Source organism: Parvibaculum sp. (assembly GCF_049671045.1).
GTDB lineage: Bacteria > Pseudomonadota > Alphaproteobacteria > Parvibaculales > Parvibaculaceae > Parvibaculum.
Genome location: NZ_JBATUH010000056.1, coordinates 1 through 25,930 on the forward strand (window position 1 = coordinate 1; position 25,930 = coordinate 25,930).

Annotated in this window: 24 protein-coding genes; 7 read left to right on the forward strand and 17 right to left on the reverse strand. The window is 63.1% G+C overall.

The features are described from left to right. Positions 1-81 precede the first annotated feature (81 nt). The 13 genes from WBG82_RS06995 to WBG82_RS07055 all read right to left on the reverse strand — a co-directional run bounded on the left by WBG82_RS06995 (position 82) and on the right by WBG82_RS07055 (position 14,331). Positions 82-537, reverse strand: a complete 456-nt coding sequence (locus tag WBG82_RS06995) for a type II toxin-antitoxin system RatA family toxin (RefSeq protein WP_061346229.1) — start codon at positions 535-537, stop codon at positions 82-84. Positions 538-545: 8 nt separating this feature from the next. Beyond that, positions 546-1,529, reverse strand: coding sequence for a lipoyl synthase (lipA, locus tag WBG82_RS07000; protein ID WP_424423068.1), 984 nt, complete (start codon positions 1,527-1,529; stop codon positions 546-548). A gap of 146 nt (positions 1,530-1,675) precedes the next feature. Beyond that, the gene (locus tag WBG82_RS07005) at positions 1,676-2,176 is read right to left on the reverse strand and encodes a PAS domain-containing protein (RefSeq protein ID WP_424423070.1); all 501 of its coding nucleotides are present in this window, start codon (positions 2,174-2,176) and stop codon (positions 1,676-1,678) included. A gap of 54 nt (positions 2,177-2,230) precedes the next feature. Continuing rightward, complete coding sequence (locus WBG82_RS07010; protein WP_424423072.1) at positions 2,231-3,763, reverse strand: sulfatase; 1,533 nt, start codon at positions 3,761-3,763, stop codon at positions 2,231-2,233. After that, positions 3,763-4,500 carry a TerC family protein gene (locus tag WBG82_RS07015; protein ID WP_424423074.1) on the reverse strand — a complete coding sequence of 246 codons (738 nt, stop codon included), beginning with the start codon at positions 4,498-4,500 and terminating at the stop codon, positions 3,763-3,765. The genes WBG82_RS07010 and WBG82_RS07015 overlap by 1 nt, the downstream gene beginning before the upstream one ends. An 8-nt stretch (positions 4,501-4,508) precedes the next feature. After that, entirely contained in the window at positions 4,509-5,909 is a 1,401-nt protein-coding gene (gene lpdA, locus WBG82_RS07020) for a dihydrolipoyl dehydrogenase (RefSeq protein WP_424423076.1), read from the reverse strand. 11 nt (positions 5,910-5,920) lie between these two features. Further along, entirely contained in the window at positions 5,921-7,231 is a 1,311-nt protein-coding gene (locus WBG82_RS07025; protein WP_424423078.1) for a pyruvate dehydrogenase complex dihydrolipoamide acetyltransferase, read from the reverse strand. Positions 7,232-7,242: 11 nt separating this feature from the next. Next, positions 7,243-8,613, reverse strand: coding sequence for a pyruvate dehydrogenase complex E1 component subunit beta (locus tag WBG82_RS07030; protein ID WP_424423080.1), 1,371 nt, complete (start codon positions 8,611-8,613; stop codon positions 7,243-7,245). Positions 8,614-8,616: 3 nt separating this feature from the next. Then, positions 8,617-9,717, reverse strand: coding sequence for a pyruvate dehydrogenase (acetyl-transferring) E1 component subunit alpha (gene pdhA, locus WBG82_RS07035; RefSeq protein WP_424423082.1), 1,101 nt, complete (start codon positions 9,715-9,717; stop codon positions 8,617-8,619). A 483-nt stretch (positions 9,718-10,200) separates the two neighbouring features. Then, the gene (locus tag WBG82_RS07040) at positions 10,201-10,557 is read right to left on the reverse strand and encodes an FtsB family cell division protein (protein ID WP_424423084.1); all 357 of its coding nucleotides are present in this window, start codon (positions 10,555-10,557) and stop codon (positions 10,201-10,203) included. Between the two features lie 168 nt (positions 10,558-10,725). Beyond that, positions 10,726-12,081: a DUF1329 domain-containing protein gene (locus WBG82_RS07045; RefSeq protein WP_424423087.1), complete on the reverse strand. Its 1,356-nt coding sequence runs from the start codon at positions 12,079-12,081 to the stop codon at positions 10,726-10,728. A 284-nt stretch (positions 12,082-12,365) separates the two neighbouring features. Beyond that, entirely contained in the window at positions 12,366-13,640 is a 1,275-nt protein-coding gene (gene eno, locus WBG82_RS07050; RefSeq protein ID WP_424423089.1) for a phosphopyruvate hydratase, read from the reverse strand. 124 nt (positions 13,641-13,764) lie between these two features. Next, positions 13,765-14,331, reverse strand: a complete 567-nt coding sequence (locus WBG82_RS07055; protein ID WP_424423091.1) for a PadR family transcriptional regulator — start codon at positions 14,329-14,331, stop codon at positions 13,765-13,767. A 316-nt stretch (positions 14,332-14,647) separates the two neighbouring features. On the opposite strand from WBG82_RS07055, the gene WBG82_RS07060 reads away from it, so the two are divergent. The 6 genes from WBG82_RS07060 to WBG82_RS07085 all read left to right on the forward strand — a co-directional run bounded on the left by WBG82_RS07060 (position 14,648) and on the right by WBG82_RS07085 (position 19,826). Next, complete coding sequence (locus tag WBG82_RS07060) at positions 14,648-16,486, forward strand: DUF1302 domain-containing protein (RefSeq protein WP_424423093.1); 1,839 nt, start codon at positions 14,648-14,650, stop codon at positions 16,484-16,486. 143 nt (positions 16,487-16,629) lie between these two features. Next, a complete protein-coding gene (gene queC / locus WBG82_RS07065) occupies positions 16,630-17,343 on the forward strand; it encodes a 7-cyano-7-deazaguanine synthase QueC (protein WP_424423095.1) in 714 nt (237 codons plus the stop codon). Positions 17,344-17,347: 4 nt separating this feature from the next. Next, positions 17,348-17,980 carry a 7-carboxy-7-deazaguanine synthase gene (gene queE / locus WBG82_RS07070; RefSeq protein WP_424423097.1) on the forward strand — a complete coding sequence of 211 codons (633 nt, stop codon included), beginning with the start codon at positions 17,348-17,350 and terminating at the stop codon, positions 17,978-17,980. Further along, positions 17,980-18,369: a 6-pyruvoyl trahydropterin synthase family protein gene (locus WBG82_RS07075; RefSeq protein WP_424423100.1), complete on the forward strand. Its 390-nt coding sequence runs from the start codon at positions 17,980-17,982 to the stop codon at positions 18,367-18,369. The genes queE and WBG82_RS07075 overlap by 1 nt, the downstream gene beginning before the upstream one ends. Continuing rightward, positions 18,366-18,821: a preQ(1) synthase gene (gene queF, locus WBG82_RS07080; RefSeq protein WP_424423103.1), complete on the forward strand. Its 456-nt coding sequence runs from the start codon at positions 18,366-18,368 to the stop codon at positions 18,819-18,821. Before WBG82_RS07075 ends, queF begins: the two co-directional genes overlap by 4 nt. 99 nt (positions 18,822-18,920) lie before the next feature. Next, positions 18,921-19,826 carry a phytanoyl-CoA dioxygenase family protein gene (locus WBG82_RS07085; protein ID WP_424423106.1) on the forward strand — a complete coding sequence of 302 codons (906 nt, stop codon included), beginning with the start codon at positions 18,921-18,923 and terminating at the stop codon, positions 19,824-19,826. Positions 19,827-19,863: 37 nt separating this feature from the next. Here WBG82_RS07085 and kdsA read toward each other — a convergent pair whose 3' ends face one another. The 4 genes from kdsA to tpiA form a co-directional block, all read right to left on the reverse strand. Further along, entirely contained in the window at positions 19,864-20,697 is an 834-nt protein-coding gene (gene kdsA / locus WBG82_RS07090) for a 3-deoxy-8-phosphooctulonate synthase (RefSeq protein WP_424423109.1), read from the reverse strand. 8 nt (positions 20,698-20,705) lie between these two features. After that, positions 20,706-22,334, reverse strand: coding sequence for a CTP synthase (locus WBG82_RS07095; RefSeq protein ID WP_424423112.1), 1,629 nt, complete (start codon positions 22,332-22,334; stop codon positions 20,706-20,708). 116 nt (positions 22,335-22,450) lie between these two features. Continuing rightward, positions 22,451-22,876 (reverse strand): preprotein translocase subunit SecG, encoded by a 426-nt coding sequence (gene secG / locus WBG82_RS07100; RefSeq protein WP_424423115.1) that lies wholly within the window; start codon positions 22,874-22,876, stop codon positions 22,451-22,453. Between the two features lie 117 nt (positions 22,877-22,993). After that, complete coding sequence (gene tpiA, locus WBG82_RS07105) at positions 22,994-23,773, reverse strand: triose-phosphate isomerase (RefSeq protein ID WP_424423117.1); 780 nt, start codon at positions 23,771-23,773, stop codon at positions 22,994-22,996. A 251-nt stretch (positions 23,774-24,024) separates the two neighbouring features. Between tpiA and WBG82_RS07110 the strand changes: the two genes are divergently transcribed. After that, on the forward strand, positions 24,025-25,923 hold the full coding sequence (locus WBG82_RS07110) for a SurA N-terminal domain-containing protein (RefSeq protein WP_424423120.1): 1,899 nt from the start codon (positions 24,025-24,027) through the stop codon (positions 25,921-25,923). The last annotated feature ends 7 nt before the right edge of the window (positions 25,924-25,930 follow it).

A 25,930-nucleotide genomic window follows, 5' to 3' on the forward strand; every position in this document is an offset into this window, starting at 1 on the left:
TAAAAGTACATCCTGAAAAGTGTGAAACGGTTTCGGGATGTGAGTGAGAAGAAAAAAGCGCCGGGGAAACCGGGGCTTTTCTCAGGCCAGACCGTAGATCTGGTCGGCCCGCTTTTCGAAGGCTTCAGAAAACTTCTTGAAAGCGAGGTCGAACATCGTACCCATAAGAAGGCCAAGGGTACGACTCTTGAACTCATAATCGATGAAAAACTCGACATCGCATTCGCTTCCCTCGCCTACCGGTTTGAAGGTCCAGCGATTATCGAGGTAGCGAAACGGCCCGTCGAGATATTTCACATCGATGACATTTTCCTCGGGCTTCAGCAGCACCTGACTGGTGAATGTCTCGCGTATAAGTTTGTAACCAACCGTCATGTCGGCAATGAGAAGAGCCTTGCCGTCACGCTCCTTGCGGGAGCGAACAGACAAAGCCTCGCACATCGGCAGAAACTGCGGATATTTCTCAACATCAGCAACAAGGCCGAACATTTGATCTGCCCGGTGATGCACCCGCCTGACGGTCGTAAACTGCGGCATTTCCTATCTCAGGCCCGCGCAGCAATCTGCGTCTCGCGCGCGGCCCTCAGCTTGGCGAAATCATCGCCAGCGTGATGCGATGAACGCGTCAGGGGACTGGATGCGACCAGAAGGAAGCCCTTCGTCCTGCCAATCGTCTCGAATGACTTGAATTCGTCAGGGGTCACAAAGCGAATGACGGGATGATGCTTGCGGGTCGGCTGGAGATATTGACCGATGGTCATGAAATCCACATCCGCCGAACGCAGATCGTCCATCAGTTGAAGGATCTCATTCCGCTCTTCGCCAAGACCGACCATGATACCAGACTTCGTGAAAATGGTTGGGTCCAGTTCTTTGACGCGCTGTAGCAGGCGGATCGAATGGAAATAACGAGCGCCAGGACGAACCTTCAGATAACGCGACGGCACAGTTTCCAGATTGTGGTTGAACACGTCGGGACGGGCTTTGACCACGACTTCAAGAGCGCCTTCCTTGCGCAGGAAATCCGGCGTCAGGATTTCAATCGTCGTTGCGGGCGAGCGGCGCCGGATCGCGCCAATCACATCGACGAAATGCTGGGCGCCGCCATCATCGAGATCATCGCGATCGACCGATGTGATGACGACATGCTGAAGGCCGAGCTTCTCCACGGCGTTGGCGACATTTTCGGGCTCGTGCGGATCGAGCGCGCCGGGAAGTCCCGTCTTCACATTGCAGAAGGCGCAGGCGCGCGTGCATGTGTCGCCCATGATCATCATGGTGGCGTGCTTCTTCGACCAGCACTCGCCGATATTGGGGCAGCCCGCCTCTTCGCAGACGGTGACCAGATGGTTTTCGCGGACGATGCGCTTCGTTTCCGTATAGACGGGCGAGGTCGGCGCCTTGACGCGGATCCACTCCGGCTTGCGCAGTACGGCCGTGTCGGGGCGGTGCGCCTTTTCAGGGTGTCTCGGACGCGGATTGCCTGAGGCTGCGCCGCCTCCGTTCAGATTGTCGATGATCGTGGCCATGGGTTCGCCGCCATGTTCAGGGGTGTCGGGGTTCGCATGCTCGGGCCATCCCCTGCCCTAGTGCTCAACATGGATAGAGGGTATCGGCGATTCAAGCAAATCGCCGGTGAATCTGGATTCAATTCATGGAAGGTTCGGCGGCGCGCCTATTCCGGCTCGGCCATGTCGAACATGCCGCCCAGCATCTGGTAGCCGCCGCTATCGGTCCGCAGCGGCAGATAGCTGGCCTCGAACTGGGCGTGATCGACGTCGGTTCCCTTCATCCGGCCGCGCAGAAAGGCGGGCTTGCCCGCCGCGAAGACGCGGTGGTGAAAGGCGATCTGGTCGTCGGCCATCGCCTTTCCGTAACACTCCGTAAAGCGGCGGCCGGTATAGGTCTTGCTGAAGCGGTGCTCGTTTTCGCTGCCGACAAGGCGATAGACGAGGTCCTGGCCGTCATCGACCGGCTCCACGAGGAAAACGCCGCCCAGAATCTTGCGGAAATCGAGAGGATTTATCGCGCTGCGCTGGACGACGCCGTCGGGACCCATCTTGCCCAGCCAGTAGTCGAGCAAGATTCTGTTCTTGGGATGAATAGGGCTTCCCGCCTCGATTACTTCGTAATCGACCTCTTCAGGCGTCAGCTTCAGGTCCAGCCTTTTGAGCATGTCGTCCCTCCGTGCATCATTATTGGGACAAGCTCGTTAATCAATCGCTAGCGCTCAGGTAAAAGTCAGACCGAGGCGGACGAACTGGCTGTCGGGAGCCTCGATCTCCTGCAAGGCATGGCGGAGTTTTTCGGCGTATTCCCTCTCCAGCTCCGTACCGGCGAGGTTGCGCTCCTCGGCGGGATCGTCCTCGAGATCGTAGAGATGATTGCCCCGGAAGCGGGACGCTGCCCAGAACGGAAGCTTGTCGCCTGCCTGCCAATCCTGGCGGATGACGGGCACCCTGCTTCCCGGCATGCGATCGAGAAAGGCGCGCTCGTCCGGCAGCGGCAATTCCTGCTCGCGCGTCAGGACATGCGTGGGCATCGTCGACCAGCGATTGGAAAGCATGGTGAGAGGCGCATTGGCGGCCATCGGCGCGCGCGCATATTTGAAGCGCCGGTCGATCAGGTGCACTTCGCGCCCCCAGACGCCTGTCAGCAGCCAGTCGCGGGTTTCGCTCTTCTCGCCGCGAAGGAGCGGCAACAGCGAGCGCCCATGCGTGCGCTGGCGAACCTCGACGCCGAAAAGCTCCGCCAGCGTCGCAAAGAGGTCAACGCTCGTCGTCAGCGTATCGCATGTGCCGGGAGTGACACCCGGGCATGCGATCAGCAGCGGAATATGTCCGAGCGGTTGATAGACCGGCACGCCGGGCTTTCCCCAGATATCCTTTTCGCCAAGATAATGCCCATGATCCGTACAGAGAATGATGACCGTATCTTCCGCGAGGCCCTTGCGATCGATCGCATCGAGGATGCGGCCGAACCAGCGGTCGATCATGGTGAGCTTGCCGCCATAGCTCGCCCGTATCTGGCGCGCCTGCTGCCCGGTCAGAACGCCCTTGGCCAGTGCGCCCTGCATATAGGGCGGCCAGATGAGATGCGGCCCCTCCCAGCCTGGATCGTACATCGAGGCATAGGGCTCGGGCGTGTCGAAGGGCTCATGGGGATCGAACTCGTCGACGAAGAGAAGGAAGCGGTCATGGTGACCGGCATTTTCGTCGAGCCAGCGGGCTGCCGCCGCCATGGTGCGCGGGCCGGGAAAATCGGCTTCGCCGCGAAAATAGCCACGTGAATCGTCATAAGGCATATGCGGGCGGAAACCGTCCGGCGTGCCGACCCAGCTCGGATCGGGCCGCGTCTTCCATGGGTCGCCCTCATGGCCGCGCTGATAGTCCCAGGCCGTGAAATCGACGTGATAGTTCTCGCCGCCCGTCTCGAAGAGATGCGGATGATCGGAGATGAGCTGCGTGACGACGCCCGCCTTGCGCAGCTCATAGGTGATGGCATCTTCCCAGATTTCGATCGAGCCCCACGGCTTCCACAGAAAGTCGAGAGCGCCGCAAAGAATGTCGTGCCGCGCGGGCATGCAGGGAAGCGAGCCCGTATAATGGCGCGTGAAGCGCGTCGCGCGCGCGGCGAAGCGGTCGAGATTGGGGGTCTGGAATTCGTCGCCGCCATAGGCGCCGACCATATGGCGGTTCAGGCTGTCGAGAAGAATGACGACGGCGTTCTTCGGGAGGCTGCGGCCAGCGGACTGGTCATCCATCAATGAGATACCTCGTCGCGGTCATTGCGCCGCTTCGTCGCCCAGAGATTGAGCGACTCGACGCCGATGGAGAAAGCCACCGCGAAGTAGAGATAAGCCTTCGGAATGTGGAAGTGCAACGCGTCGGCGATGAGCGATACGCCGATGAGCATGAGGAAGCTCAGCGCCAGCATCTTCACGGTCGGGTGTTCCTCGATGAAGTGCGCGAGAGGCTCGGCGGCGAAGACCATGACGCCGACGGCGGCGAGAACGGCAAAGGCCATGATCTCGAAATGATCGGACATGCCGACGGCTGTCATCACCGTGTCGAGCGAGAAGATGATATCGATGAGCCCGATCTGGGTGACGACCGACCAGAGGCCCGGAACCTTGGTGTCGATTTCGTGCGCGCGCTCGTCACCCCCCTCGACCGCATGGTGGATTTCGAGCGTCGATTTTGCGATCAGGAAAAGTCCGCCGACGAAGAGAATGATGTCGCGCCAGGAAACGCCGAAGCCGTCATAGGTGACGATGGGCTCCCTTAGCGTGACGATCCACGCAATGGAGGCCAGAAGCGCAAGCCTCGTCATCAGCGCGGCGCCGAGGCCCAGCCGCCGTCCAAGCCTCTGCTTTTCCCTTGGCAGGCGCGAAGCGAGGATGGAGAGGAATATCAGGTTATCTACGCCGAGAACGATCTCGAGGACCGTGAGCGTAAGAAGGCTCGCCCAATTTTCCGGATTGGAAAATATTTCAAACATGATGCGCTTTAGATGTGGAGCGCGCGACCGAAGGCGTCAAGCACGGACTCGTGCATCATTTCACTTAAGGTGGGATGAGGGAAGATGCTCTGCATAAGGTCGGCTTCGGTCGACTCGAGCGTCCGGGCGACCGTGTAGCCCTGGATGAGTTCCGTCACCTCGGCACCGACCATGTGGGCGCCCAGCAATTCGCCTGTATGCGCATCGAAGACGGTCTTGACGAAGCCTTCCGGCTCCCCGAGCGCGATCGCCTTGCCATTGCCACGGAAGGGAAAGCGGCCGACCTTGATCTCGCGGCCGCCTTCCTTCGCCTGCGCTTCGGTGAGGCCCACGCTTGCGATCTGGGGCGTGGAGTAGGTGCAGCCCGGAATTTTTGACCTGTCGAGCGGATGCAGTCCCTTCTGGCCCACGATGCGCTCGACCGCCAGCACGCCTTCATGCATCGCCTTGTGCGCAAGCCACGGCGCGCCGACGAGATCGCCAATGGCATAGATGCCCTTCACGCCGGTTTCGAGCCACTCATTGGCGACGACGTGCCCCTTCTCGACCTTCACCCCCGCTTCCGCGAGGCCGAGATCCTCGACATTCCCCGTGATGCCGACGGCCGAGATGACGCGCTCGACGGTCAGCGTCTCCGTTTTCCCGTCCTTGAGCGCGATGGTCGCGGTCACGCTGTCGGCGGCCTTCTCCAGTTTCTCGACCTTTGCGGAGGTTAGGATCTTCATGCCCTGCTTGCGGAAAGCCTTGGCGGCGAAGTCCGAGATTTCCGCATCCTCCACCGGCAGGATGCGGTCCATAACCTCGACCACCGTCACCTCCACGCCGAAGGCGCGGTAGAAGCTCGCGAATTCGATCCCGATTGCACCCGACCCGATGACGAGAAGCGATTTCGGCATGGCGGGCGGCACCATGGCTTCGCGATAGGTCCAGACGAGCTTTCCATCAGGTTCGATGCCGGGCAGAGTGCGCGCCCTCGCGCCTGTGGCAAGGATGATGTTCCTTGCCTGAAGCTCGCGGCGGCCATCCTTGCCGTCGACGGAGACGCGGCCCACGTCGGCGAGCTTCCCCGTTCCCTCGATGACATCCACCTTGTTCTTCTTCATGAGAAAGCGGACGCCGTTTGAAAGCTGGGTCGCAACCTTGCGGCTTCGCTTCACGATCGCCTGCGCGTCAAAGCCGATATTCTCCGCCTTCAGACCGAATTCATCGAGGCGATGCAGCGTCTGATAGATTTCGGCCGAGCGCAGCAGCGCCTTGGTTGGTATGCAGCCCCAGTTGAGGCAGATGCCACCCAGCGCCTCGCGCTCGACAATGGCGGTCTTCAGGCCCAATTGCCCCGCGCGCACCGCGGCGACATAGCCGCCGGGGCCGGAGCCGATGATGACGACGTCGTAAGCGGTTTCGGCCATCCTTCGCCTCCTCAGAGCAGCATCGAGGGCGGATATTCCACGAACGCCTTGAAAGCCTCGAGGAACCTGGCGCCGAGCGCGCCGTCTATGGCGCGATGATCGCAGGACATGGTCACGGTCATCATCGTGGCGACCTCGACTTTGCCGTTTCGCACCACCGGCCGTTCCTCGCCCCTGCCCACGGCGATGATCGCCGCCTGCGGCGGGTTGATGACCGCCGTGAAATGCTTGATGCCGAACATGCCGAGATTGGAAATCGAGAAGCTGCCGCCCTCGAATTCATCGGGCTTCAGCTTCTTTTCGCGCGCGCGCTCGGCAAGCTCCCTTGCCTCCGCGGAAATCTCGGCGAGGCCCTTCGTTTCCGCCGCCCGGATGATGGGCGTGATGAGCCCGTGTTCGAGCGCCACGGCAATTCCGATATCGGCGTGATGGTGCCGCAGCAGCGCGTTGCCCGCGAAGCTCACATTGACGTCCGGCACTTTCATGAGTGCGAGCGCTGCGGCGCGGATCACGAAATCATTCACGGAGAGTTTGACGTCGCCTTCCGACTTCGCGTTCAAATCCTTCCGGATACGGAGCAGCTCGTCGAGCTGGCAATCGACGGTGAGATAGAAATGCGGAATTTCCTGCATCGCCTGAGTGAGCCGCCTGGCGATCGTTCGCCGCATGCTGTCGAGCGCAATTTCGTCATAGCTGCCCTTCTCATAGAAGGCCCGGGGGTCGATGGCGGGCGCAGGGGCTCCGGGCGCTGCGGCAAGCGGCGCGGGACGCCGGGTCACCATTCCGGGCTTCGCCGCTTCGACATCTGCCTTGACGATGCGCCCGCGCGGGCCCGAGCCCTCGATGGCTGCGAGGTCGACGCCTTTTTCCTTCGCGATGCGGCGCGCGAGCGGCGAGGCAAAGATGCGGCCTGCCTCGGCAGGTCTGGCCGCTTGCGCCGCCGGCTCTGCGGGCCTGGGCGCCGGGCTGGCTGTCCGGATCTTGCTTTCCACCGCCGCAGCCTCCTTCGGAGCTGAAGGGGGAGGCGAAGGAGGAGGCGCCACCGGCGCCGCCGCTTCCTTCAGGGCCTCCGCCGTCTCGCCCTCGCCGAGCAGCAGGGCGATGGGCTGGTTGACGGGCACGTTCTCCGTCCCTTCCGCCACAAGGAGCTTGCCGATGCGGCCTTCATCGACCGCCTCGACCTCCATCGTCGCCTTGTCGGTTTCGATCTCGGCGATGACGTCGCCGGAATGGACCTCGTCGCCCTCCTTCACATGCCATTTCGCGAGCGTGCCCTCCTCCATGGTGGGGGAAAGCGCGGGCATCAGAATGGGTGTCGGCATCCTCCCCTCCTCTAGCGGTAGCAGACGGCTTTCACCGTCTCCACCACCTCGTCCGCGCTGGGCAGCGCCAGCTTTTCGAGATTGGCCGCATAGGGCATGGGCACGTCCTTCTGCGTCACGCGCAGGATGGGCGCATCGAGCCAGTCGAAGGCTTCCGCCTGCACGCGCGCGGCGATTTCCGCGCCGATACCGCAGACGGGCCAGGTTTCCTCGACCGTCACCAGACGGTTCGTCTTTTTCACCGACTGCACGATCGTTTCGACGTCGAGCGGACGCAAGGTTCGCAGGTCGATGATTTCGGCGTCGATGCCGAGCGCTGCCAGTTTCTCGGCCGCCTCGATGCAATAGGTGAGGCCATGGCTGTGCGAAACGATGGTGACGTCGTCCCCCTCCTTCAGCACGCGCGCCTTGCCGATGGGAAGCACGAAATCGTCGAGCTTCGGCACCTCGAAGCTCTTGCCGTAGAGAATTTCGTTTTCGAGAAAGATGACGGGATTGGGATCGCGGATCGCCGCCTTGAGGAGCCCTTTCGCATCCGCCGCCGAATAGGGCGCGATGACGATGAGGCCGGGAATATGCGCGTACCAGGACGAATAGTCCTGACTGTGCTGCGCCGCGACGCGCGCCGCGGGCCCGTTCGGTCCACGAAAGACGATGGGCGTCGCCATCTGGCCGCCCGACATGTAGCGCGTCTTCGCCGCCGAGTTGATAAGATGGTCGATCGCCTGCATGGCGAAGTTGAAAGTCATGAACTCGACGATGGGGCGCAGTCCGGCAAAGGCTGCGCCGACACCGAGCCCGGCAAACCCATGCTCCGTGATCGGCGTATCGACGACGCGCCGTACGCCGAATTCCTCGAGCAGGCCCTGCGTGACCTTGTAGGCGCCCTGATATTCGGCAACCTCCTCGCCCATGACGAAGATGCTGTCGTCACGGCGCATTTCCTCGGCCATCGCGTCGCGCAGCGCCTCGCGCACGGTCTGGGTGACGAATTCCGTGCCTGCCGGAAGTTCCGGCTCGCGCGCGGTTTCGACATGCGGCGCGACAGCTGCCGCCTTCGTCTCAGGGCTCGCGGGGCGGGCTTCAGGCGCGGGCGCCCGGGCCTCCGCCAGCGGCGGCTGCGCGGATACGCTCGTTCCTTCCTCGCCCGAGAGCGTTGCGATGACGGCATTGACCTTCACGTTCTCGGTTCCGGCCGGAACGAGGATCTTTTCGATCCTGCCTTCATCCACCGCCTCGACCTCCATCGTCGCCTTGTCGGTCTCGATTTCCGCGATCACATCGCCCGAACGGACCTCGTCGCCTTCCTTCACGAACCACTTGCTGAGCGTGCCCTCCTCCATCGTCGGGGAAAGCGCGGGCATGAGAATATTCGTCGTCATGGCTCAGACCCCCACATTCGCGTCCGCCAGCACATCGGTCCAGAGTTCCGAAGGATCGGGCTCGGGGCTGTCCTGCGCGAATTGTGCCGCGTCGTTGACGATCGCCCTGATCTCGCGGTCGATCTCCTTCAGCTCGTCCTCGCTCTTGCCGCTTTCAAGGAGCCTGTGACGCACCTGCTCGATCGCGTCATGCTCCTGACGCATCTTGTTCACTTCTTCCTTGGCGCGATATTTCGCCGGGTCCGACATGGAGTGCCCGCGATAGCGATAGGTCAGCATTTCGAGAATATAGGGCCCCTTGCCCGCGCGGCACCATTCGATCGCCTTGACGGCGGCGGCGCGCACGGCGCGCACATCCATTCCGTCGACCTGCTCGCCCGGTATGTTGAAGCTCACGCCGCGCTTGGAGAGATTGGTCTGCGCCGAGCCGCGCGCGAGGCTTGTTCCCATCGCATATTGATTGTTCTCGATCACATAGACGACCGGAAGCCGCCAGAGCTCGGCCATGTTGAAGCTCTCATAGACCTGGCCCTGATTTGCCGCGCCATCGCCGAAGAAGGTCAGCGATACATTGTCATTGCCGCGATATTTGTTGGCGAAGGCAAGGCCCGTTCCTATGGGCACGGGCGCGCCGACAATGCCGTGGCCGCCATAGAAATCCTTCTCGATGCTGAACATATGCATCGAGCCGCCCTTGCCCTTGGAATAGCCGCCCGCGCGGCCGGTGAGTTCGGCCATGACACCCTTCGCGTCCATTCCGCAGGCGAGCATGTGTCCGTGATCGCGATAGCCGGTGACGACCTGATCGCCCGGCTTCATCGCGCCGAGCACGCCGATCACCACGGCCTCCTGGCCGATATAGAGGTGGCAGAACCCCCCAATGAGACCCATGCCATACATCTGCCCCGCCTTCTCCTCGAAACGGCGGATGAGCAGCATTTCCCGATAGGCCTTCAGATCCTCCTCGAGCGTCAGCGGCGGCGGACCATCCGGCCGTGCGGGCTTTTTCGCCAATGGCTTTCTGGCCGCCTTGCGCGCGGGCGTCGCCGCCGCGCCGCTCGCCTGTTTGACCTGCTTTGCCGATTTGGAGGATTTGGGTGCCATTGATCTTCCGCTTCAGGTTGAAAGGGCAGAACCGCCCGCATCGCTATCCGGCGCGGGGCCGCAGACGCGCTGTGCATGACTATCATGCACTCTAGACACTTGGCGTAAATGTTTGATTTCAAAACAAAAAATATAACTTAACCGATAATCGGTTAATTACCTCGTGATGACAATGGCTTAGAGGCTTGTTGAAAATCGGCGGCGACGAAGAGGCGGCGGAAGATGGATGCCGGGTCGAGCCCGGCATGATGATCAGAAGGAACAGGCGCTCGCCCCACTCTCTCGTTGACATCCCGGACTCGCCTGTCCCGGCGCAGGCCGGGATCCGGGGTCCAGAGCGACAACGGTCGGCGATCGTGGCCACTGGATGCCGGGAAGAGCCCAGCATGACAAATAGCGGCCCGGTCGCACTCAGCGGGGAGCGCGAGCCATCCAAATCACAGTCAGGTGAAAGGAGCCGTCAGGAACGCCTCCGTCAGCCTCTCAGCGGCCGAGTTGCGGCGCGGCGTTTCTCGGCGAGGTCGCGGCCGGGCGCTCGCGGAAGATGACGATGTCATTAGGATTGGCGAAGCCGAGGGTCGCGCGCGCCCGCTCGTCGAGAAGGTCGGGATCGAGGCTTTCGGGGCGCAGCAGGGCGACCTGCCGGTCAAGCTGCTCGCGCGCCGCCCGCACCTCCGCGAGCTGCTGGTCGAGCGTGTCGACGCGGTTCTGGAGGCTCAGCCAGGCGATGAAGCCATGCTGGCCGTAAACGGCGTGATAGGCGAAATAGCTGATGACGATGAGACCAACGAGCGGCACGAGCGCATGGCGCAAGCGCAGCGGTTCCCTGGTACGAATCAAGCCCATGTCCTTCATGAACAACAAGGAATCACAGAGGGATTCCCTTCGTCAACCATCCTCGCGCGAGACGCGCGGCTTTGCGCGGGGCGCAGGCTCGCCCTCAAACAAAAAGGGGCTGCGCGGCCTCGGCCACGCAGCCCAGTTTAGCGATAAGATCGTGGAGGGAACTTATCGCACGCCCAATTGCCGGATCGAGTTCGGCGTGTAGCGGCTCGGGTCGAGCTCGTCGGCGAAGTAGTTGACCGCCGGCTCCTCGTTCTGCATGGCGAGAGCGAGGTAACGGCCAGCCTGGAGGTCGTAGACGACTTCCGCACCGGCGTTGCAGAGCGGCACGTTGTAGCGCTGGATCTGCTGCATTTCCTGGACGCGCCAGAGCTGGCCACGGCCGTCATAGAGTTCGGCCGCCGAAACCTGCCAGGCGTCTTCGTCATTGTGATAGACGCGGCGGGCATAGACGTGGCGCGTGCTCGGACGGAGCTTCGCCTCGAAGTTCCAGGTACGATGCAGCTCGTAGCGGATCAGATCCTGGTTGAGGTGACCGGGCTTCAGGAAGTCCTTGTACTTCGCAGCTTCCGCCTTGTAGGCGTTGGCCGCGATGAGCTTCGGCGTCTTGTCGATGACCGCCCAGTCGTAGCGGTCGAGCGCGCCATTGTAGCCGTCGAACGCGTCAGAGGTCGAAAGACCGTCCGAGTTCGTGCCCGGGTTGTCGTAGGAGATGTTCGGCGCACGGCGCACGCGGCGGGTGCCGGGGCTGTACTGCCACGCCTGACGGCCGCCATTGAGCGTCGCGTTGAGGGCGTCATAAACGAGGACGACGTTGCCTGCTTCGCGGGCCGGCGCGATCGTATTCGCGAGGTAGTAGAGCGAAATGTTGTTCAGCTCTTCGGCGCGCTTCTTTGCCGGGTCGGACCAGGGGAAGAGCGCTTCGTCCTGAACGATGGTCAGCGTGTAGTCGCCGCTGCGCGTGACAGGGGCGGCCGCGAACTGGCGCGTCACCTTGTAGGAGCGGTAGCGCAGCGTGTGGTTCCACATCATCTCGAAGGCGTTGTTCGCGATCGGGAAGGGGAAGCCCATGATCGCGCCTTCGACGCCCGAACCGCCGCCGACGAGCTCGCCGACCTTCGCGTTGTTCTTCGTCGCCGCATAGACGTTGTCCGGATAGGCGCAGCTACGGCGCGTCTCATAGACGTTGAGCTTGTAGTCCGGGTAGGTCTTCATGAGCGCCTTCTGACCCTCGGTCAGAATGGCGTCATACTGCGCGGCGTTCGCCGAGGTCACCGTGTACTTGATCGGGTCGCTGGCGAACGGGTCCGGCAGGTGGTCGCCGACCTTGTAGGTCACATTGCTCGGAACCGTCGTCAGGCCGCCGGTCCAGGCGGGGATATCCCCCTCACCCGCCTTTTCGGCGCCGATCGGCGTCAGATCGTTGCCAAGGCGATTGGCCTGGGCGTCCGGCACGGACGCGCCGGCTCCAACGGGTAGCAGCATGGCGAGCGTACCGATCGCCAGAAATGAGATCCTCATCCCCTTCTCCCTAATTGCATGCCTGTTTGGGTTTTTCAGACATAGTTGTCTTAGACATAAGATGACCAGCAATAGCGTGCCGGTGTCAATCTCCAACATGACGCATGTGCCAATTTTTGAGGAATAGCGTGACGGAGCGCTTAAGGTCGCACCTCAGATAGCATCATGAAGTTGCTGAATATGGCTACGAATCGAGGGTCGCGATGCTGCCCTCGATTCACCTTCCACAATTGTTTTATTTTATGAAAAGCCCCCGCCAGCCGCGGGGGCTTTCATCCGCGCTTTCAGCGCTTCAGGACGCTCTTGCCGGCATATTCGGCGGACGGCCCGAGCAGTTCCTCGATGCGGAGCAGCTGGTTGTACTTCGCCAGCCGGTCGGAACGCGCGAGCGACCCGGTCTTGATCTGGCCGCAATTCGTCGCCACCGCGAGGTCGGCGATGGTCGCATCCTCCGTTTCGCCCGAACGATGGGACATGACGGCCGTGTAGCTCGCCTTGTGCGCCAGTTCGACAGCCTCAAGCGTCTCGGTGAGGGTGCCGATCTGGTTCACCTTCACGAGAATCGAGTTGGCCACGCCCTTGGCGATGCCTTCGGCCAGGCGGCGCCTGTTGGTTACGAAGAGATCGTCGCCCACTAGCTGCACCTTGTCGCCGATCGCTTCGGTGAGCGCCTTCCAGCCCTGCCAGTCGTCCTCCGCCATGCCGTCCTCGATCGAGATGATCGGATAGCGGCTGACGAGGTGGCGCCAATATTCGACCATGCCGCCGGCATCGAGCTTCTTGCCCTCGCCTTCGAGATTGTAGACGCCGCCCTTGTAGAACTCGGTCGAGGCGGCATCGAGCGCGAGGTAGATGTCCTCGCCTGGCCTGTAGCCCGCCTTCTCGATCGCCTTCATGACGAAGCCGATGGCGTCTTCGGTCGAGGCGAGGTTCGGCGCGAAGCCGCCCTCGTCGCCCACATTGGTGTTGTGGCCGGCCGCCTTCAGCTCCGCCTTCAGCGTGTGGAAGACCTCGGCACCCATGCGCAGCGCGTCGCCGAAGGTTTCGGCGGCGACCGGCATGATCATGAATTCCTGAATGTCGATCGGATTGTCGGCGTGCTGACCGCCATTGACGATGTTCATCATCGGCACCGGCAGGATGCGGGCGGCCGGCCCGCCGACATAGCGGAAGAGCGCCTGATCCTGCGAAAGGGCCTGCGCTTTCGCGACGGCCAGCGAAACGCCGAGAATCGCGTTGGCGCCGATTCGCGATTTGTTGGGCGTGCCGTCCAGTTCGCACATGGCTCGGTCGATGGCGATCTGCTCGGCCGCGTCCATGCCGCCGATAGCGTCGAAAATCTCGCCATTGATGGCGGCGACCGCCGTTCTGACGCCCTTGCCCTTGTAGCGGCTGCCGCCATCGCGCAGTTCCACCGCCTCATGCGCGCCGGTCGACGCGCCGGAGGGCACGGCCGCACGGCCGAGAGCGCCATCTTCGAGCAGAACATCGACCTCGACCGTCGGATTACCGCGGCTGTCCAGAATTTCGCGGCCAATGATGTCGATGATTGCAGCCATGTCTTACAGACTCCGATGATTGGAAATCGCCAATGCCCCTCCCGGCGCGCCGGGCGCCGCGAAGGGTTTGCGCGTTTCTATCGGACAGACGCGCCCCGCGAAAGGGGCCTTGTCGCTTCGCGGCTCAGCCCGGCACCAGTTCGGCGAAGGGCAGTTCCTCCGGGGCCTGCCTCAGCAACCAGTCACGATTGTTGAGGATGTAATTCCGCTCGGCCTCGATCATCGCCCGCCCCATGCCGACACAGAACGCCTGCCCCGGCGTCGCCGGTCCCTGGCCGGCGGGGCCCGCAGCCTCGATATCGTCGAGCGAGGCGTAGACCTCGTCGAGATCGGCGAGACGCTCGTCGAGAAGCGTTTTGATCCTTCGCCTTGGCAGATAGGGCGCAAAGCTCAGCAGAAACATGAACTCCGAGCGGAGCCTGTGGCGGGCATTCACCGTCATGAGCGTGTTCAGGCAGACGGAGCGTCCCGCATCCGTGATCGCATAGACCTTCTTGGCCGGGCGGTTTTCCTGCTCCACCCGCTCGTAGGTCACAAGACCCTCCGCCGCGAGCTCGTTGAGCGCGGGGTAGATGTTGCTGATCGTCACATCGACGATCTTCGAGACTTCCTGCTCCAGCACCTTCTTGATGTCGTAACCCGTCGCGGGCCCTGCCATCAGAACGCTGAGCAACAGTTCCTTCGTATTCAATCCGCTTCCCTCCCCGTCAGCAGACCGACTATCCCTCTTGCTAGAGATAGTGTGTTTTATATATAAGGTTTTTGCTAGTAGGTTTTTTCTACCTATTACACATAACTATAATCGACTGACCAAACCCTCCTCCTCAGTCAAAGGTCAGCATCCCTCACCACCTTGCGGCCGGCTCCCCCCTCGGACCCGGCCGCTCCTACTTCGGCGCTGTCGGCTGATGTCGGCGCCGAACTCGAAGCAAGCGGGAGAAACAATCAAAATGAGAGTATCGGCGGGAACGCCCACTGTCACGACCCATCAGATGGGCCGGGGCACCATGAAATCTGCGTTTTTCGGCGCTGCCGCAGCGTTCGCCTTGATGGCGGGCGGAACGGCACAGGCCGAACAGTTCAAATTCGGCGACATCGACGTCTCGATCGACACGACGGTCTCCCTCGGCATGACCATGCGGACCAGCGCGCGCAGCTGCGAGCACGTGTCCCAGGCCAATGGCGGCTGCGCCTCGTCGAGCGGTCGCTGGACGGGTATCAACTCCGACAACGGCAATCTGAACTTCGATCGGGGCGACATCACCGACGCGATCGGCCGCGTCACCGCAGACGTGCACGCCAAGTGGGGCAATTACGGCGCCTTCGCGCGTCCGACCGCCTTCTACAACGCGGTCTATGCCCGGAACGACCTGCGCTTCCGCGACCTGCAGCGCGACGGCAAGGAGCAGCTCGAATACAACGTCAATGTGCTCGACGCCTTCGTTTACGGCAATTGGGACGTTGACGGCCATGCCACGACGCTTCGCGTCGGCAAGCAGGCTCTCAACTGGGGCGAGAGCATCTTCATCTCCGGTGGCGTGAACAACTTCCAGGCCTTCGACGTCACCGCGCTTCGCACGCCGGGTGCGGAACTGAAGGACGGCATGACGCCCATGCCGATGATCTACGGCTCCTTCGCGGCGACCGATGCGCTGACGATCGAAGCCTTCTGGCAGTTCTCCTACAAGCGCACGGAGCTCGATCCGGCCGGCTCGTTCTTCTCGACGGACGACATCGTGGGCCGCGGTTCGCTGCCCGCCTTCTCTGTCGGAATCAACGACAGGATCGGTCTGGCCGCCATCTCGCTTCCCCGCGAGGGCGACCGCGGCGCGAGCGACCGCAACCAGTTCGGCGTCGCCGCGCACTACTACGCGGACAATGTCGGAACGGGCACGGATTTCGGCCTCTACTTCACGCGGTATTCGAGCCGCCTGCCGTATCTGGGCTTCACCAATGGCGGTGAGACCTTCGCCGAGACCTGCGCCAATCCGCTCTATGGCCTCGACTGTTCCACAGCAGCCGGTGTTAACGCGGCCTTCGTCATCGGCTCGAACAACGCCTCCTATTTCTACGACTTCCCGACCATCAACACGATCGGCGCGAGCTTCAGCACGACGGTCCAAGGCACGGCGCTTTCGGGCGAAGTCACCTTCTCGCCCAAGATGGCATTCGGCATCTCCGACGCCGAACTCAACGCCTCGCAGATGGACGGGCTCGGTGCATCGCCCTTCCTCTCCGGTGGCGGTTGCGTGCCTCCCACCTGCCGCTTCAGCACGCTGCCCTTCGCGCCTGGCGCCGGGCAGTCGACGCTCGCACATATCGACCTCGATGCCTGGCAGGGGCAGATCGGCACGATCTCGGCTTTCTCGACGACGGACTTCCTGCCGCGCAATCTCGGCGCGGATAGCGGTGCCTTCATCGTCAACGCCGGTTTCGTCTATGTGCCGGATGCGGGCGCCTACCCGCTCAACCGCGCCGGCCCCGAGGGTGGTATCCGCAACCCGTTCGCGGCAGCTCTGCTGACGAGCGGCGCCGGCGACCCGCAATACGCGACGAGCTTCTCGTCGGGCTATCGCGCGCTCGTGGTGGTCGACTATCCGAACGCCTTCGGCACGGCGGTCACCATCTCGCCGAAGATCGTCTGGCGTCATGACGTGCTCGGCTACGCGCCGGGACCGAACACGGCCGGCTATCTGAAGGGCCTCAAGACGGTCTCGCTCGGCGCGGATGCGAAGTATCAGGCGATCAAGGCCAGCCTGAGCTGGACCTCGAGCTTCGGCGCCGGCTGGTACAACGCTGTCTCCGATCGCGACTTCGCGATGGCCAGCATTTCCTACGCGTTCTGACGCTTACTGGCGGCATCCCTGCCCCCCAGAGATGCCGGCAAACACCGCCCCGGGAAGGCCAGTCCTCCCCGGGGCGGCATTTTTTGGGCCGCTTGACGGCGGCGGCCGCCTCCTGTTCAAAAGCCTCGAACCGGAGAAAACCGATGCCAGATCGCAGCAATTCCAAGGCTCTCGTGCTCTTCTCGGGCGGACAGGATTCGACCGTCTGCCTCGCCTGGGCGCTTGAGCGTTATGAGGCCGTCGAAACGGTCGGCTTCGACTATGGCCAGAGCCATGCGGTCGAGCTTGCCTGCCGTGCGCAGCTGCGCGAGGAAGTCGCCAGCGCCTTCCCGACCTGGGCGCCGCGGCTCGGTCCCGACCACCTGCTGCATCTCACGGAACTCGCGGCCATCAGCGAAACGGCACTGACCCGCGATGTCGCCATCGAAATGGACGAGAACGGCGTTCCCAACACCTTCGTGCCCGGCCGCAATCTCCTCTTCTTCACCTATGCGGCGGCGCTTGGCTATCGGCGCGGCGCCGGCACGCTTGTCGGCGGCATGTGCGAAACCGACTATTCCGGCTATCCCGACTGCCGCAACGATACGATCCAGACGCTTGCCAAGGCGCTCTCGCTCGGCATGGGGCGCCATTTCACCATCGAAACACCCTTGATGTGGATCGACAAAGCTGCCACATGGGCGCTGGCGGAAGAACTCGGCGGACCGGCGCTGGTGCGCATCATCGTCGAGCATTCGCATAGCTGCTATCGCGGCGACCGCACTCATCGCCATGACTGGGGTTATGGATGCGGCACATGCCCGGCCTGCGAATTGCGGGCCAGGGGTTATGCGGCCTATATGGCCGCGAAGGCTTGAATTCATGTATTCGGTGAAGGAAATCTTCTACACGCTGCAAGGCGAAGGCGCGAATGCGGGGCGCCCGGCCGTTTTCTGCCGGTTCGCGGGCTGCAATCTGTGGACCGGCCGCGAGGAGGACCGCGCGCGTGCCGTCTGCACCTTCTGCGACACGGATTTCGTCGGCACGGATGGCCCGGGCGGCGGCAAATTCGCCGATGCGGCCGCGCTTGCCGATGCCGTCGAGCGCGCCTGGGCGGCAGGTACGCACGCTCATCGCTTCGTCGTCTGCACCGGCGGCGAGCCGCTGCTGCAACTCGACGCGCCCCTCATCGCCGCGCTTCATGAGCGCGGTTTCGAAATCGCGGTGGAGACGAACGGCACGATCGCCGCGCCCGAAGGCATCGACTGGATCTGCGTGAGCCCCAAGGCCGATGCGGAACTGAAACAGCTCTCGGGCAGCGAACTCAAGCTCGTCTATCCCCAGGACAAGGCTCGCCCCGAGCGCTTCGAAAGTCTGGATTTCAGCCATTTTCTGCTGCAGCCCATGGATGGACCCCATGTCGCAGAGAACACGAAGGCAGCGACCGACTATTGTCTCGCTCATCCGAAGTGGCGGCTTTCGCTGCAGACACACAAGATGATCGGTATTCCGTGATGCGCATTTACAAGGAATTCCTCTTCGACGCGGCGCATTTTCTGCCCTATGCGGCCGACGGCCATCCCAACCGCCGGATGCATGGCCATTCCTTCCGCGCCGTCGTCTGGCTGGAGGGAAAGCCCGCGGCGGAAACCGGCCTCGTGCGCCATTTCGAGGATGTCGAACGCGAACTCATGCGCGTGCGCGAAAAGCTCGATCATCGCCTGCTGAACGAGATCGAGGGGCTCGAATTCCCGACGCTCGAACGCATCGCCATGTGGATCTGGGACGAACTGAAGACGCCGCTACCCGAAATCGCACGGATCGAAATTCATCGCGCTTCCTGCAATGAAGGATGCGTCTACGATGGTCCGCAGGCGGAAAAGAACGAAAGAAGGCCCGCATGAGCAAGTCGAAGCTGACGCAGCTTGGCGCGAGGGTGGAGATCCCCGTCTCCCCCGAAAAGGCGGAACTCGAGCGCGTGCCGAACCCGCATGCCGATGCAAATTACGTCGCGCGCTTCACAGTGCCTGAATTCACGTCGATCTGCCCGGTGACGGGACAGCCCGATTTCGCGCATCTCGTCATCGACTATGTGCCGGGAAAATGGCTCGTCGAATCGAAGTCGCTGAAGCTCTATCTGCAATCCTTCCGCAATCACGGCGCATTCCACGAAGATTGCACGGTGGCCATCGGCAAGCGGCTTGCGAAGACGCTCGCGCCGAAATGGCTCCGCATCGGCGGCTACTGGTATCCGCGCGGCGGCATTCCCATCGACGTCTTCTGGCAGACGGGCAAGCTCCCGGCAGGCGTCTGGGTGCCCGATCAGGGCGTCGCCCCCTATCGCGGGCGCGGCTGAAACCTCATGTGGCGAAAGGGCTGGCCCTTTCACCGCCGATCCTGTCAAACTCTCCGAAAATCAGACGCCGATCAAAACGGCGGACCGGGGAGCGACGACATGCCGAAACTTGAAACCCTGCCTGCCACCGCGACAACGGACGAAATTCTGTCGATCCTCAATCGCGACGGGGCGCTCATCCTGAAGGATGTTCTGAGCGCCGCGCAGGTGCGCGCCGTGCATGACGAGATCATGCCCTATGTCGAGGCGACGGAACCGGGGCGCGACGATTTCACGGGCAGGCTCACCACGCGGACGGGCGCGCTCGTCTCCCGCTCGCCGACGGCGCGCGAGATGATCGCGCATCCCAAGCTCGTGGAGGCCGCGGCGAGCTTCCTCAAGCCCTATTGCGAGCGCATCCAGCTTCATCTCACCCAGGTCATCCGCATCAGGCCGGGACAGCCGAAGCAGCCGATCCATCGCGACCGCTGGGCTTGGGGCACGTTCCTCAAGGACATCGAGCCGCAATTCAACACGATCTGGGCCATTACCGAATTCACGCAGGAAAATGGCGCAACCCAGGTCGTGCCGGGCAGCACCGGCTGGCCGGATGATCGCCGTCCGACCACGGATGAAATCGGCTATGCCGAAATGTTGCCCGGCTCTGTGCTGGTCTATACAGGCTCGGTCTTTCATGGCGGCGGCGAGAACGTATCGAGCGGCGACCGGATCGGCATCAACATCACCTATACGCTCGGCTGGCTCCGGCAGGAGGAGAACCAGTATCTCTCCTGCCCGCCCGAGATCGCGCGAACGCTCTCGCCGGAACTTCAGGCGCTGATCGGCTATGCGCTGGGAAGCTATGCGCTCGGCTACTACACGCCGCCGCTTCCGGCGGGCAAGGGGCCGGAACTCGTGCCGCCGGACTTCGCGCTCAATGGCAATGCCTCCGGCTCGGCATTCGGTTCGGAGGATCTGCTGCAGTCGCTGTCGGAATCGGTGAGCGCCAGGGAACCCGCGCAATAAGACGGTCGGGGCATGGAGGCGCGCCCAGGCGCCCCGCTCAGGCGGATTTCGCCAGCTCGTCGAATTTCTTGAGGTTGGCGAGCAGCCCTTCAAGCTCGGAAAGCTTGACCATGTTCGGGCCGTCGGAGGGCGCGCTATCCGGGTCCTGATGCGTCTCGAGGAAAACGGCGCCGACGCCGAGCGAGACGGCCGCGCGCGCGATATAGGGCACCATGCGGCGATCACCGCCCGAGGCCGTGCCCTGCCCGCCCGGCTGCTGGACCGAATGCGTGGCGTCGATCACGATCGGACAGCCGCACTGCTCCTTCATGATCGGAATCGCGCGCATGTCGTTGACGAGCGTGTTGTAGCCGAAGGAAACGCCCCGCTCGGTTGCCAGCACGTTCGGATTGCCGGAATCGACGACCTTCGCCACCACGTTCTTCATGTCCCACGGGGCGAGGAACTGGCCCTTCTTCACATTGACGACCCGGCCGGTGCGCGCCGCCGCGTCGAGAAGGTCGGTCTGCCGACAGAGAAAGGCCGGGATCTGCAGCACATCGACGACATGCGCCACTTCCTTGCATTGCTCGCGCTCATGCACGTCGGTCAGCACGGGCACGCCGAGATCACTGCGCAGATCCTCGAAGATCGGCAATGCGAGTTCGAGGCCGAGCCCGCGCTTGGCATTGCGGCTCGTCCGGTTCGCCTTGTCGAACGAGGTCTTGTAGATGAAGCCGATGCCGAGCTTCGTCGTGATCTCCTTGATCGCGCCTGCCATGTCGAAGGCGTGCTGGCGCGTTTCGAGCTGACAGGGGCCCGCGATCAGCGTGAACGGCCTGTCATTGCCGATTTCGAGATTGCCGACCTTGACGATGGCATTCGCTTGCATGGGACAACCTATACCAGACGGCTTTGCGCGACCGCGGCCTCGATGAAGGACCGGAACAAGGGATGCGGGTCGAAAGGTTTCGACTTCAATTCCGGGTGGAACTGGACGCCAATGTACCACGGGTGCGTCGGGATCTCGATGATCTCGGGCAGGAGCCCGTCGGGCGACGTTCCGGAGATGATGACGCCCGCGCCTTCGAGCTTCTCGCGATAGGTCATGTTGACCTCGTAGCGGTGGCGATGCCGCTCGCTGATGCGCGTCGTGCCGTAGATCTGCGCCACGCGGCTGCCTTCCAGAAGGGCGGCCTCATAGGCGCCGAGCCGCATGGTGCCGCCGAGATTGCCGTCGGCTGCCCGGCGGACAAGCTCGTTCTCGCGCATCCACTCGGTCATGAGGCCGACCACGGGCTCGTTCGTCGGGCCGAACTCCGTCGAGCTGGCGCCGCTGAGACCGGCGAGATTGCGCAGCGCCTCGATCACCGCCATCTGCATGCCGAAGCAGATGCCGAAATAGGGAACGGCGCGCGTACGCGCGAAATGCGCCGCCGCGATCTTGCCCTCGCTGCCGCGCTCGCCGAAGCCGCCGGGGACGAGGATGCCGTTCACGTCTTCAAGGTGATAGGCGGTGTCTTCCGTCTCGAAGATTTCGGATTCGAGCCATTTGATGTTCACGCGGACCTTGTTGGCGATGCCGCCGTGAACGAGCGACTCGTTCAGCGACTTGTAGGCGTCCTTGAGGCCCGTGTACTTGCCGACGATGGCGATGGTCACATCGCCTTCCGGCTCGCGGACATTGCGCGTGATGACGTTCCACTTGGAGAGATCGGGCGCGGGCGATCCCTCGATGCCGAAGACGGCCAGCACTTCGCTGTCCAGACCTTCCATGTGATAGGCGTGCGGCACGTTGTAGATCGTGTCCACGTCCATCGCCTGAATGACCGCGCTTTCGCGCACATTGCAGAAGAGCGCGATCTTGCGCCGCTCGTCGGCCGGGATCGGCCGGTCGCAACGGCACATGAGAATGTCGGGCTGGATGCCGATCGAGCGCAGCTCCTTCACGGAATGCTGCGTCGGCTTCGTCTTCATCTCGCCCGCGCTCGGAATGAACGGCAGCAGCGTCAGGTGGATGAAGCAGGTCTGCCCGCGCTCAAGCTCATTGCCGAGCTGGCGGATCGCCTCGAAGAAGGGAAGCCCCTCGATGTCGCCCACCGTGCCGCCGATCTCGCAGAGCACGAAGTCCACGCCGTCATTGGCCGCCAGAACGAATTCCTTGATGGCGTCGGTGACATGGGGAATCACCTGCACCGTGCCGCCCAGATAATCGCCGCGCCGCTCGCGCGCGATGATGTCCTGATAGATGCGGCCGGTGGTGATGTTGTCGCCGCGCGTCGCGGGCACGCCCGTGAAACGCTCGTAATGCCCCAGATCGAGATCGGTCTCCGCTCCGTCATCCGTCACATAGACCTCACCGTGCTGGTAAGGCGACATGGTGCCGGGATCGACGTTCAGGTAGGGGTCGAGCTTGCGAAGCCTGACGGAAAACCCGCGCGCCTGGAGAAGCGCGCCGAGCGCTGCGGAAGCGAGACCCTTGCCAAGAGAGGAGACCACGCCGCCGGTGATGAATATGTACCGCGTCATGGGCCCTTAACGTACACCAACAAAATGATTCGGATCGTCAAACCTTGGCCCACCGGGCGGGTCTGACGCAAATAGCTGTGAATTACGCCCGTTCGTGCCGATCGGGCCGGGTTCTTTTATTGCGCGCGCGGCACGCTGGGTTCCGCCGGGGCCGTCTTTGGCGCCTGGGGCGCCTCGGGGGCCGGAGCCGTCTGCGGCGCGGCGGCGGGGCTTGCGGCCTTGTCGTCGAGGCCGGAGCCCAGCGGTGCCGGAATGACCGGCGCCGGGGCCTGCGTGCCCGCGGGAGCCGGGGCCACCCTGTCGAGCAGCGATCCGCTCGAGCCGCCACGGGCAGCCAGAATGACGAGGCCGAGGCTCGTCGCGAAGAAAATCGTCGCCGCAATGGCCGTTCCGCGGGTGAGCGCGTTGCCGGCGCTCCGCCCTGTCATCATGCCGCCGCCCCCGCCAATACCGAGAGCCCCGCCCTCGGAACGCTGCAGGAGCACGAGTACGACGAGCGCAACCGCGACCATCAGGTGGATTATGAGCAGGATGGTGGCCATGTCGCCTCGGAATCCGGTCTGTTCATGCAACGGGGCCGCCCGTATGGACGGCGATGCGCCGGGGTTTTAGCGCATGCGGCCCCACGTTTCCAGCCCCACCCCTTCGGGCCTCATCCTTTAACCTTTAATATAGGCCGAGATGATGCCGTAGAAGTCCTCGGCCTTGAGGCTCGCCCCGCCGACAAGCGCGCCATTCACGTTCGGAACGGCCATGAGTTCGGCTGCGTTGGAGGGTTTCACGGACCCGCCATAAAGAATACGCATCGCGGCCCCTTCCCCGCCAAAGCGCTTCACGAGCGCGGCCCGGATGGCGGCATGGACCTTGGCCACGTCGGCCGCGGTCGGCGTCCGGCCGGTTCCGATCGCCCAGACCGGCTCATAGGCGATGACGGTCGTCTTTGCCGTGGCCGCCTTGGGCAGCGAGCCGGAAAGCTGGGAGCGGATGACCTTGAGCGTCTCGCCCGCATCGCGCTGCGCTTCCGTTTCGCCAATGCAGACGATGGCGACGAGGCCCGCGCGCCAGGCCGCCTCGGCCTTAGCCCGCACCTGCGCGTCCGTTTCGCCATGGTCGGCGCGGCGTTCGGAGTGGCCGACGATGACGAAGCCCGCCCCGGCATCCTTCAGCATTTCCGCGCTGATATCGCCCGTATGGGCGCCGGAGGCTGCGGCGTGGCAGTCCTGCGCGCCGATGGCGACACGGGTTCCCCTGGCTTCATCCTTCAGCAGCGAAACGAGCGTCGCTGGCGGGCAGACGAGCACATCGCAGGCAGGGCGGCCGCCCTTCGCCAGCCGCCGGGCAAGGCCGGCCAGCTCCTTCTTCGAGGCCTTGAGGCCATTCATCTTCCAGTTGCCCGCGACAAGCGCCTTGATGCGCGGAGCCTTTGCCGTAGCCGCCATGAACTTAAGTCCCTGCCTTGCGAAGCCCGGTCGGGCTTCCGTGATAGCCGTGTCGATCTATCAGAGTGCCGACGACTCGCCAAACCGTTTTCGCGTGGAAAATCAATCGCGAAGCCGATCCAACCCGCTTGCGGCCTCAGTTGGCCGCACCTATCATGCGGCCTTTCTGAAAGGCTGCGGCGGATTGCCCGGCGGCTTCAACCAAACGGCCTGTCCCGCAGCAACGGCCCAACTCAGCGGAAAGACGACGAATGCTCGATAGTCTCAGGAGAGGCGCCAGCGGCTGGCTTGCCAAGATCATGATGGGCCTTCTGGTCGTGAGCTTCGCCGTCTGGGGAATCGCCGACGTCTTCAGCGGCTACTCGACAGACGAGGTGGCGAAGGTCGGCAAGGAGTCGATCACGCTTCCCCAGTTCGAGCGCGAGCTCGACAGCCAGATGAAGCAGTTCTCGCAGCGGCTCGGGCAGCCGATCACGCGCGAGCAGGCCAAGCAGTACGGCCTTGTCAGCGCCGCACTCACCCGCCTCATCGCGCTTTCCGCTCTCGATAGCGGCGCGCACCGCATGGGACTCGCCGTGGGCGACGAGGCCGTCGCTCAGAACATCGCCTCCGATCCCTCCCTCAAGGGGCCGTTCGGGAAATTCGATCCGCAGGAATTCCGGCAGGCGCTCGCCCAGGCGGGCGTCAGCGAAAGCGCCTTCATCGCCGACCGGCGGAATTTCATGGTGCGCCAGCAGATCAACGACGTGATGGGCCTCGGCGTCGGCGTGCCCACCGCGCTGCTCGATGCGTTTTCGACCTATCAGCAGGAAACGCGCGTCGCCTCCTACATGATCCTGCCGCCGGAGGCCGTGGGCACCATCCCCGAACCCGACGAGAAGACCCTCGCCGCCTACCATCAGAAGGCGGCCATCCACTTCACCGTGCCGGAGACGCGCGACTTCAGCCTCATGGTGCTGGAGCCGAAGGACCTCATGTCCACGATCGCCATTTCCGACGCCGATCTCCAGAAGACCTATGAGCAGCGCCGGGCGGAATTCGACGTGCCCGAAAAGCGCATGGTCGAGCAGATCCCGTTTGCCACGGACGATGCGGCGAAGGCCGCGCTCGAGCTGCTGCGCAAGGGACGCCCCCTCGACGAGATCCTGCAGGGGCTGGGCCTCGACCAGAGCGATGTTTCGCTGGGCCTCGTCACCCGCGCGCAGATGATCTCGCCGGCCGTGGCCGACGCTGCCTTCGCGCTCAAGCTCAACGAATACAGCGAGCCCGTGAAGGGACCGCTCGGCCCCGTCATCCTGCATGTCACGGAAATCCAGCCCGGCAAGGTCAGCACATATGACGAGGCGAAGGACAAGCTTCGCCAGATGCTCGCAGACGAGCAGGCGCGCTCGGCCATCTACGATGTCCAGAACGGCATTGAGGACGCCCGCGCGGGCGGCGCCTCGCTGGAGGAAATCGCCGAGAAGAACCATCTCAAGGTGGTGCGGTTCTCGGGCGTCTCCATCAAAGGACTGACGCTCGACGGCAAGAAGCCCGACGGCCTGCCGGAGTACAAGAACCTCATCGAGACCGTCTTCAAGAGCGAGGCCGGCGACCAGATCCCTCCGGGCGACACGGGCGAAGGCGGCTATTACTGGCTGCGCGTGGACGATGTGAAGCCGCAGCAGCTCGAGCCCCTCGACAAGGTGCGCGACAAGGTGGTGAAGCTCTGGAAGAGCGAGAAGCGCAAGGCCGATCTCGAGGTGCTGGCGCAGAAGCTCGTCGAGCGCGGCGACAAGGGCGAGAGCTTCGACAAGATCGCCGACGAACTCGGCCGCACCGTCCTCATCTCGCCCGAGATCAAGCGCTATTCGCAGAGCGACACTTTCTCGCGGCTGGCCGTGACGCGCCTCTTCGCGGCGCCAAAGGGCGGCTTTGCCTATGGGCCGGTCGGCTTCGGCGAAAGCCTCATCATCATGCAGGTGAAGGCGATCAACGATCCGAAGCCCGATTCCAAATCGGCCGAATACAAGAAGCTCCACGACGACATGCTGGATTCGCTCCAGACCGACATGATCACCACGACGGTCGGCGATCTGGAACAGCAGCTCGGCGTGAAGCTCAATCTCGCTCTTCTCCAGCGCGTGACGAGCACGGACTACAATCAGTAACCCTCGG

Bases quoted from the DNA above. Each gene is read 5' to 3' on its own strand.
- queE (WP_424423097.1), top strand. From the start codon at position 17,348: ATGTATTCGGTGAAGGAAATCTTCTACACGCTGCAAGGCGAAGGCGCG.
- lpdA (WP_424423076.1), bottom strand. From the start codon at position 5,909: ATGGCCGAAACCGCTTACGACGTCGTCATCATCGGCTCCGGCCCCGGC.
- WBG82_RS07030 (WP_424423080.1), bottom strand. From the start codon at position 8,613: ATGACGACGAATATTCTCATGCCCGCGCTTTCCCCGACGATGGAGGAG.
- WBG82_RS07005 (WP_424423070.1), bottom strand. From the start codon at position 2,176: ATGCTCAAAAGGCTGGACCTGAAGCTGACGCCTGAAGAGGTCGATTAC.
- WBG82_RS07110 (WP_424423120.1), top strand. From the start codon at position 24,025: ATGCTCGATAGTCTCAGGAGAGGCGCCAGCGGCTGGCTTGCCAAGATC.
- pdhA (WP_424423082.1), bottom strand. From the start codon at position 9,717: ATGGCACCCAAATCCTCCAAATCGGCAAAGCAGGTCAAACAGGCGAGC.
- kdsA (WP_424423109.1), bottom strand. From the start codon at position 20,697: ATGCAAGCGAATGCCATCGTCAAGGTCGGCAATCTCGAAATCGGCAAT.
- WBG82_RS07045 (WP_424423087.1), bottom strand. From the start codon at position 12,081: ATGAGGATCTCATTTCTGGCGATCGGTACGCTCGCCATGCTGCTACCC.
- lipA (WP_424423068.1), bottom strand. From the start codon at position 1,529: ATGGCCACGATCATCGACAATCTGAACGGAGGCGGCGCAGCCTCAGGC.
- queC (WP_424423095.1), top strand. From the start codon at position 16,630: ATGCCAGATCGCAGCAATTCCAAGGCTCTCGTGCTCTTCTCGGGCGGA.
- WBG82_RS06995 (WP_061346229.1), bottom strand. From the start codon at position 537: ATGCCGCAGTTTACGACCGTCAGGCGGGTGCATCACCGGGCAGATCAA.
- secG (WP_424423115.1), bottom strand. From the start codon at position 22,876: ATGGCCACCATCCTGCTCATAATCCACCTGATGGTCGCGGTTGCGCTC.
- queF (WP_424423103.1), top strand. From the start codon at position 18,366: ATGAGCAAGTCGAAGCTGACGCAGCTTGGCGCGAGGGTGGAGATCCCC.
- WBG82_RS07060 (WP_424423093.1), top strand. From the start codon at position 14,648: ATGAAATCTGCGTTTTTCGGCGCTGCCGCAGCGTTCGCCTTGATGGCG.
- eno (WP_424423089.1), bottom strand. From the start codon at position 13,640: ATGGCTGCAATCATCGACATCATTGGCCGCGAAATTCTGGACAGCCGC.
- WBG82_RS07075 (WP_424423100.1), top strand. From the start codon at position 17,980: ATGCGCATTTACAAGGAATTCCTCTTCGACGCGGCGCATTTTCTGCCC.
- WBG82_RS07095 (WP_424423112.1), bottom strand. From the start codon at position 22,334: ATGACGCGGTACATATTCATCACCGGCGGCGTGGTCTCCTCTCTTGGC.
- WBG82_RS07010 (WP_424423072.1), bottom strand. From the start codon at position 3,763: ATGGATGACCAGTCCGCTGGCCGCAGCCTCCCGAAGAACGCCGTCGTC.
- WBG82_RS07025 (WP_424423078.1), bottom strand. From the start codon at position 7,231: ATGCCGACACCCATTCTGATGCCCGCGCTTTCCCCCACCATGGAGGAG.
- WBG82_RS07085 (WP_424423106.1), top strand. From the start codon at position 18,921: ATGCCGAAACTTGAAACCCTGCCTGCCACCGCGACAACGGACGAAATT.
- WBG82_RS07015 (WP_424423074.1), bottom strand. From the start codon at position 4,500: ATGTTTGAAATATTTTCCAATCCGGAAAATTGGGCGAGCCTTCTTACG.
- tpiA (WP_424423117.1), bottom strand. From the start codon at position 23,773: ATGGCGGCTACGGCAAAGGCTCCGCGCATCAAGGCGCTTGTCGCGGGC.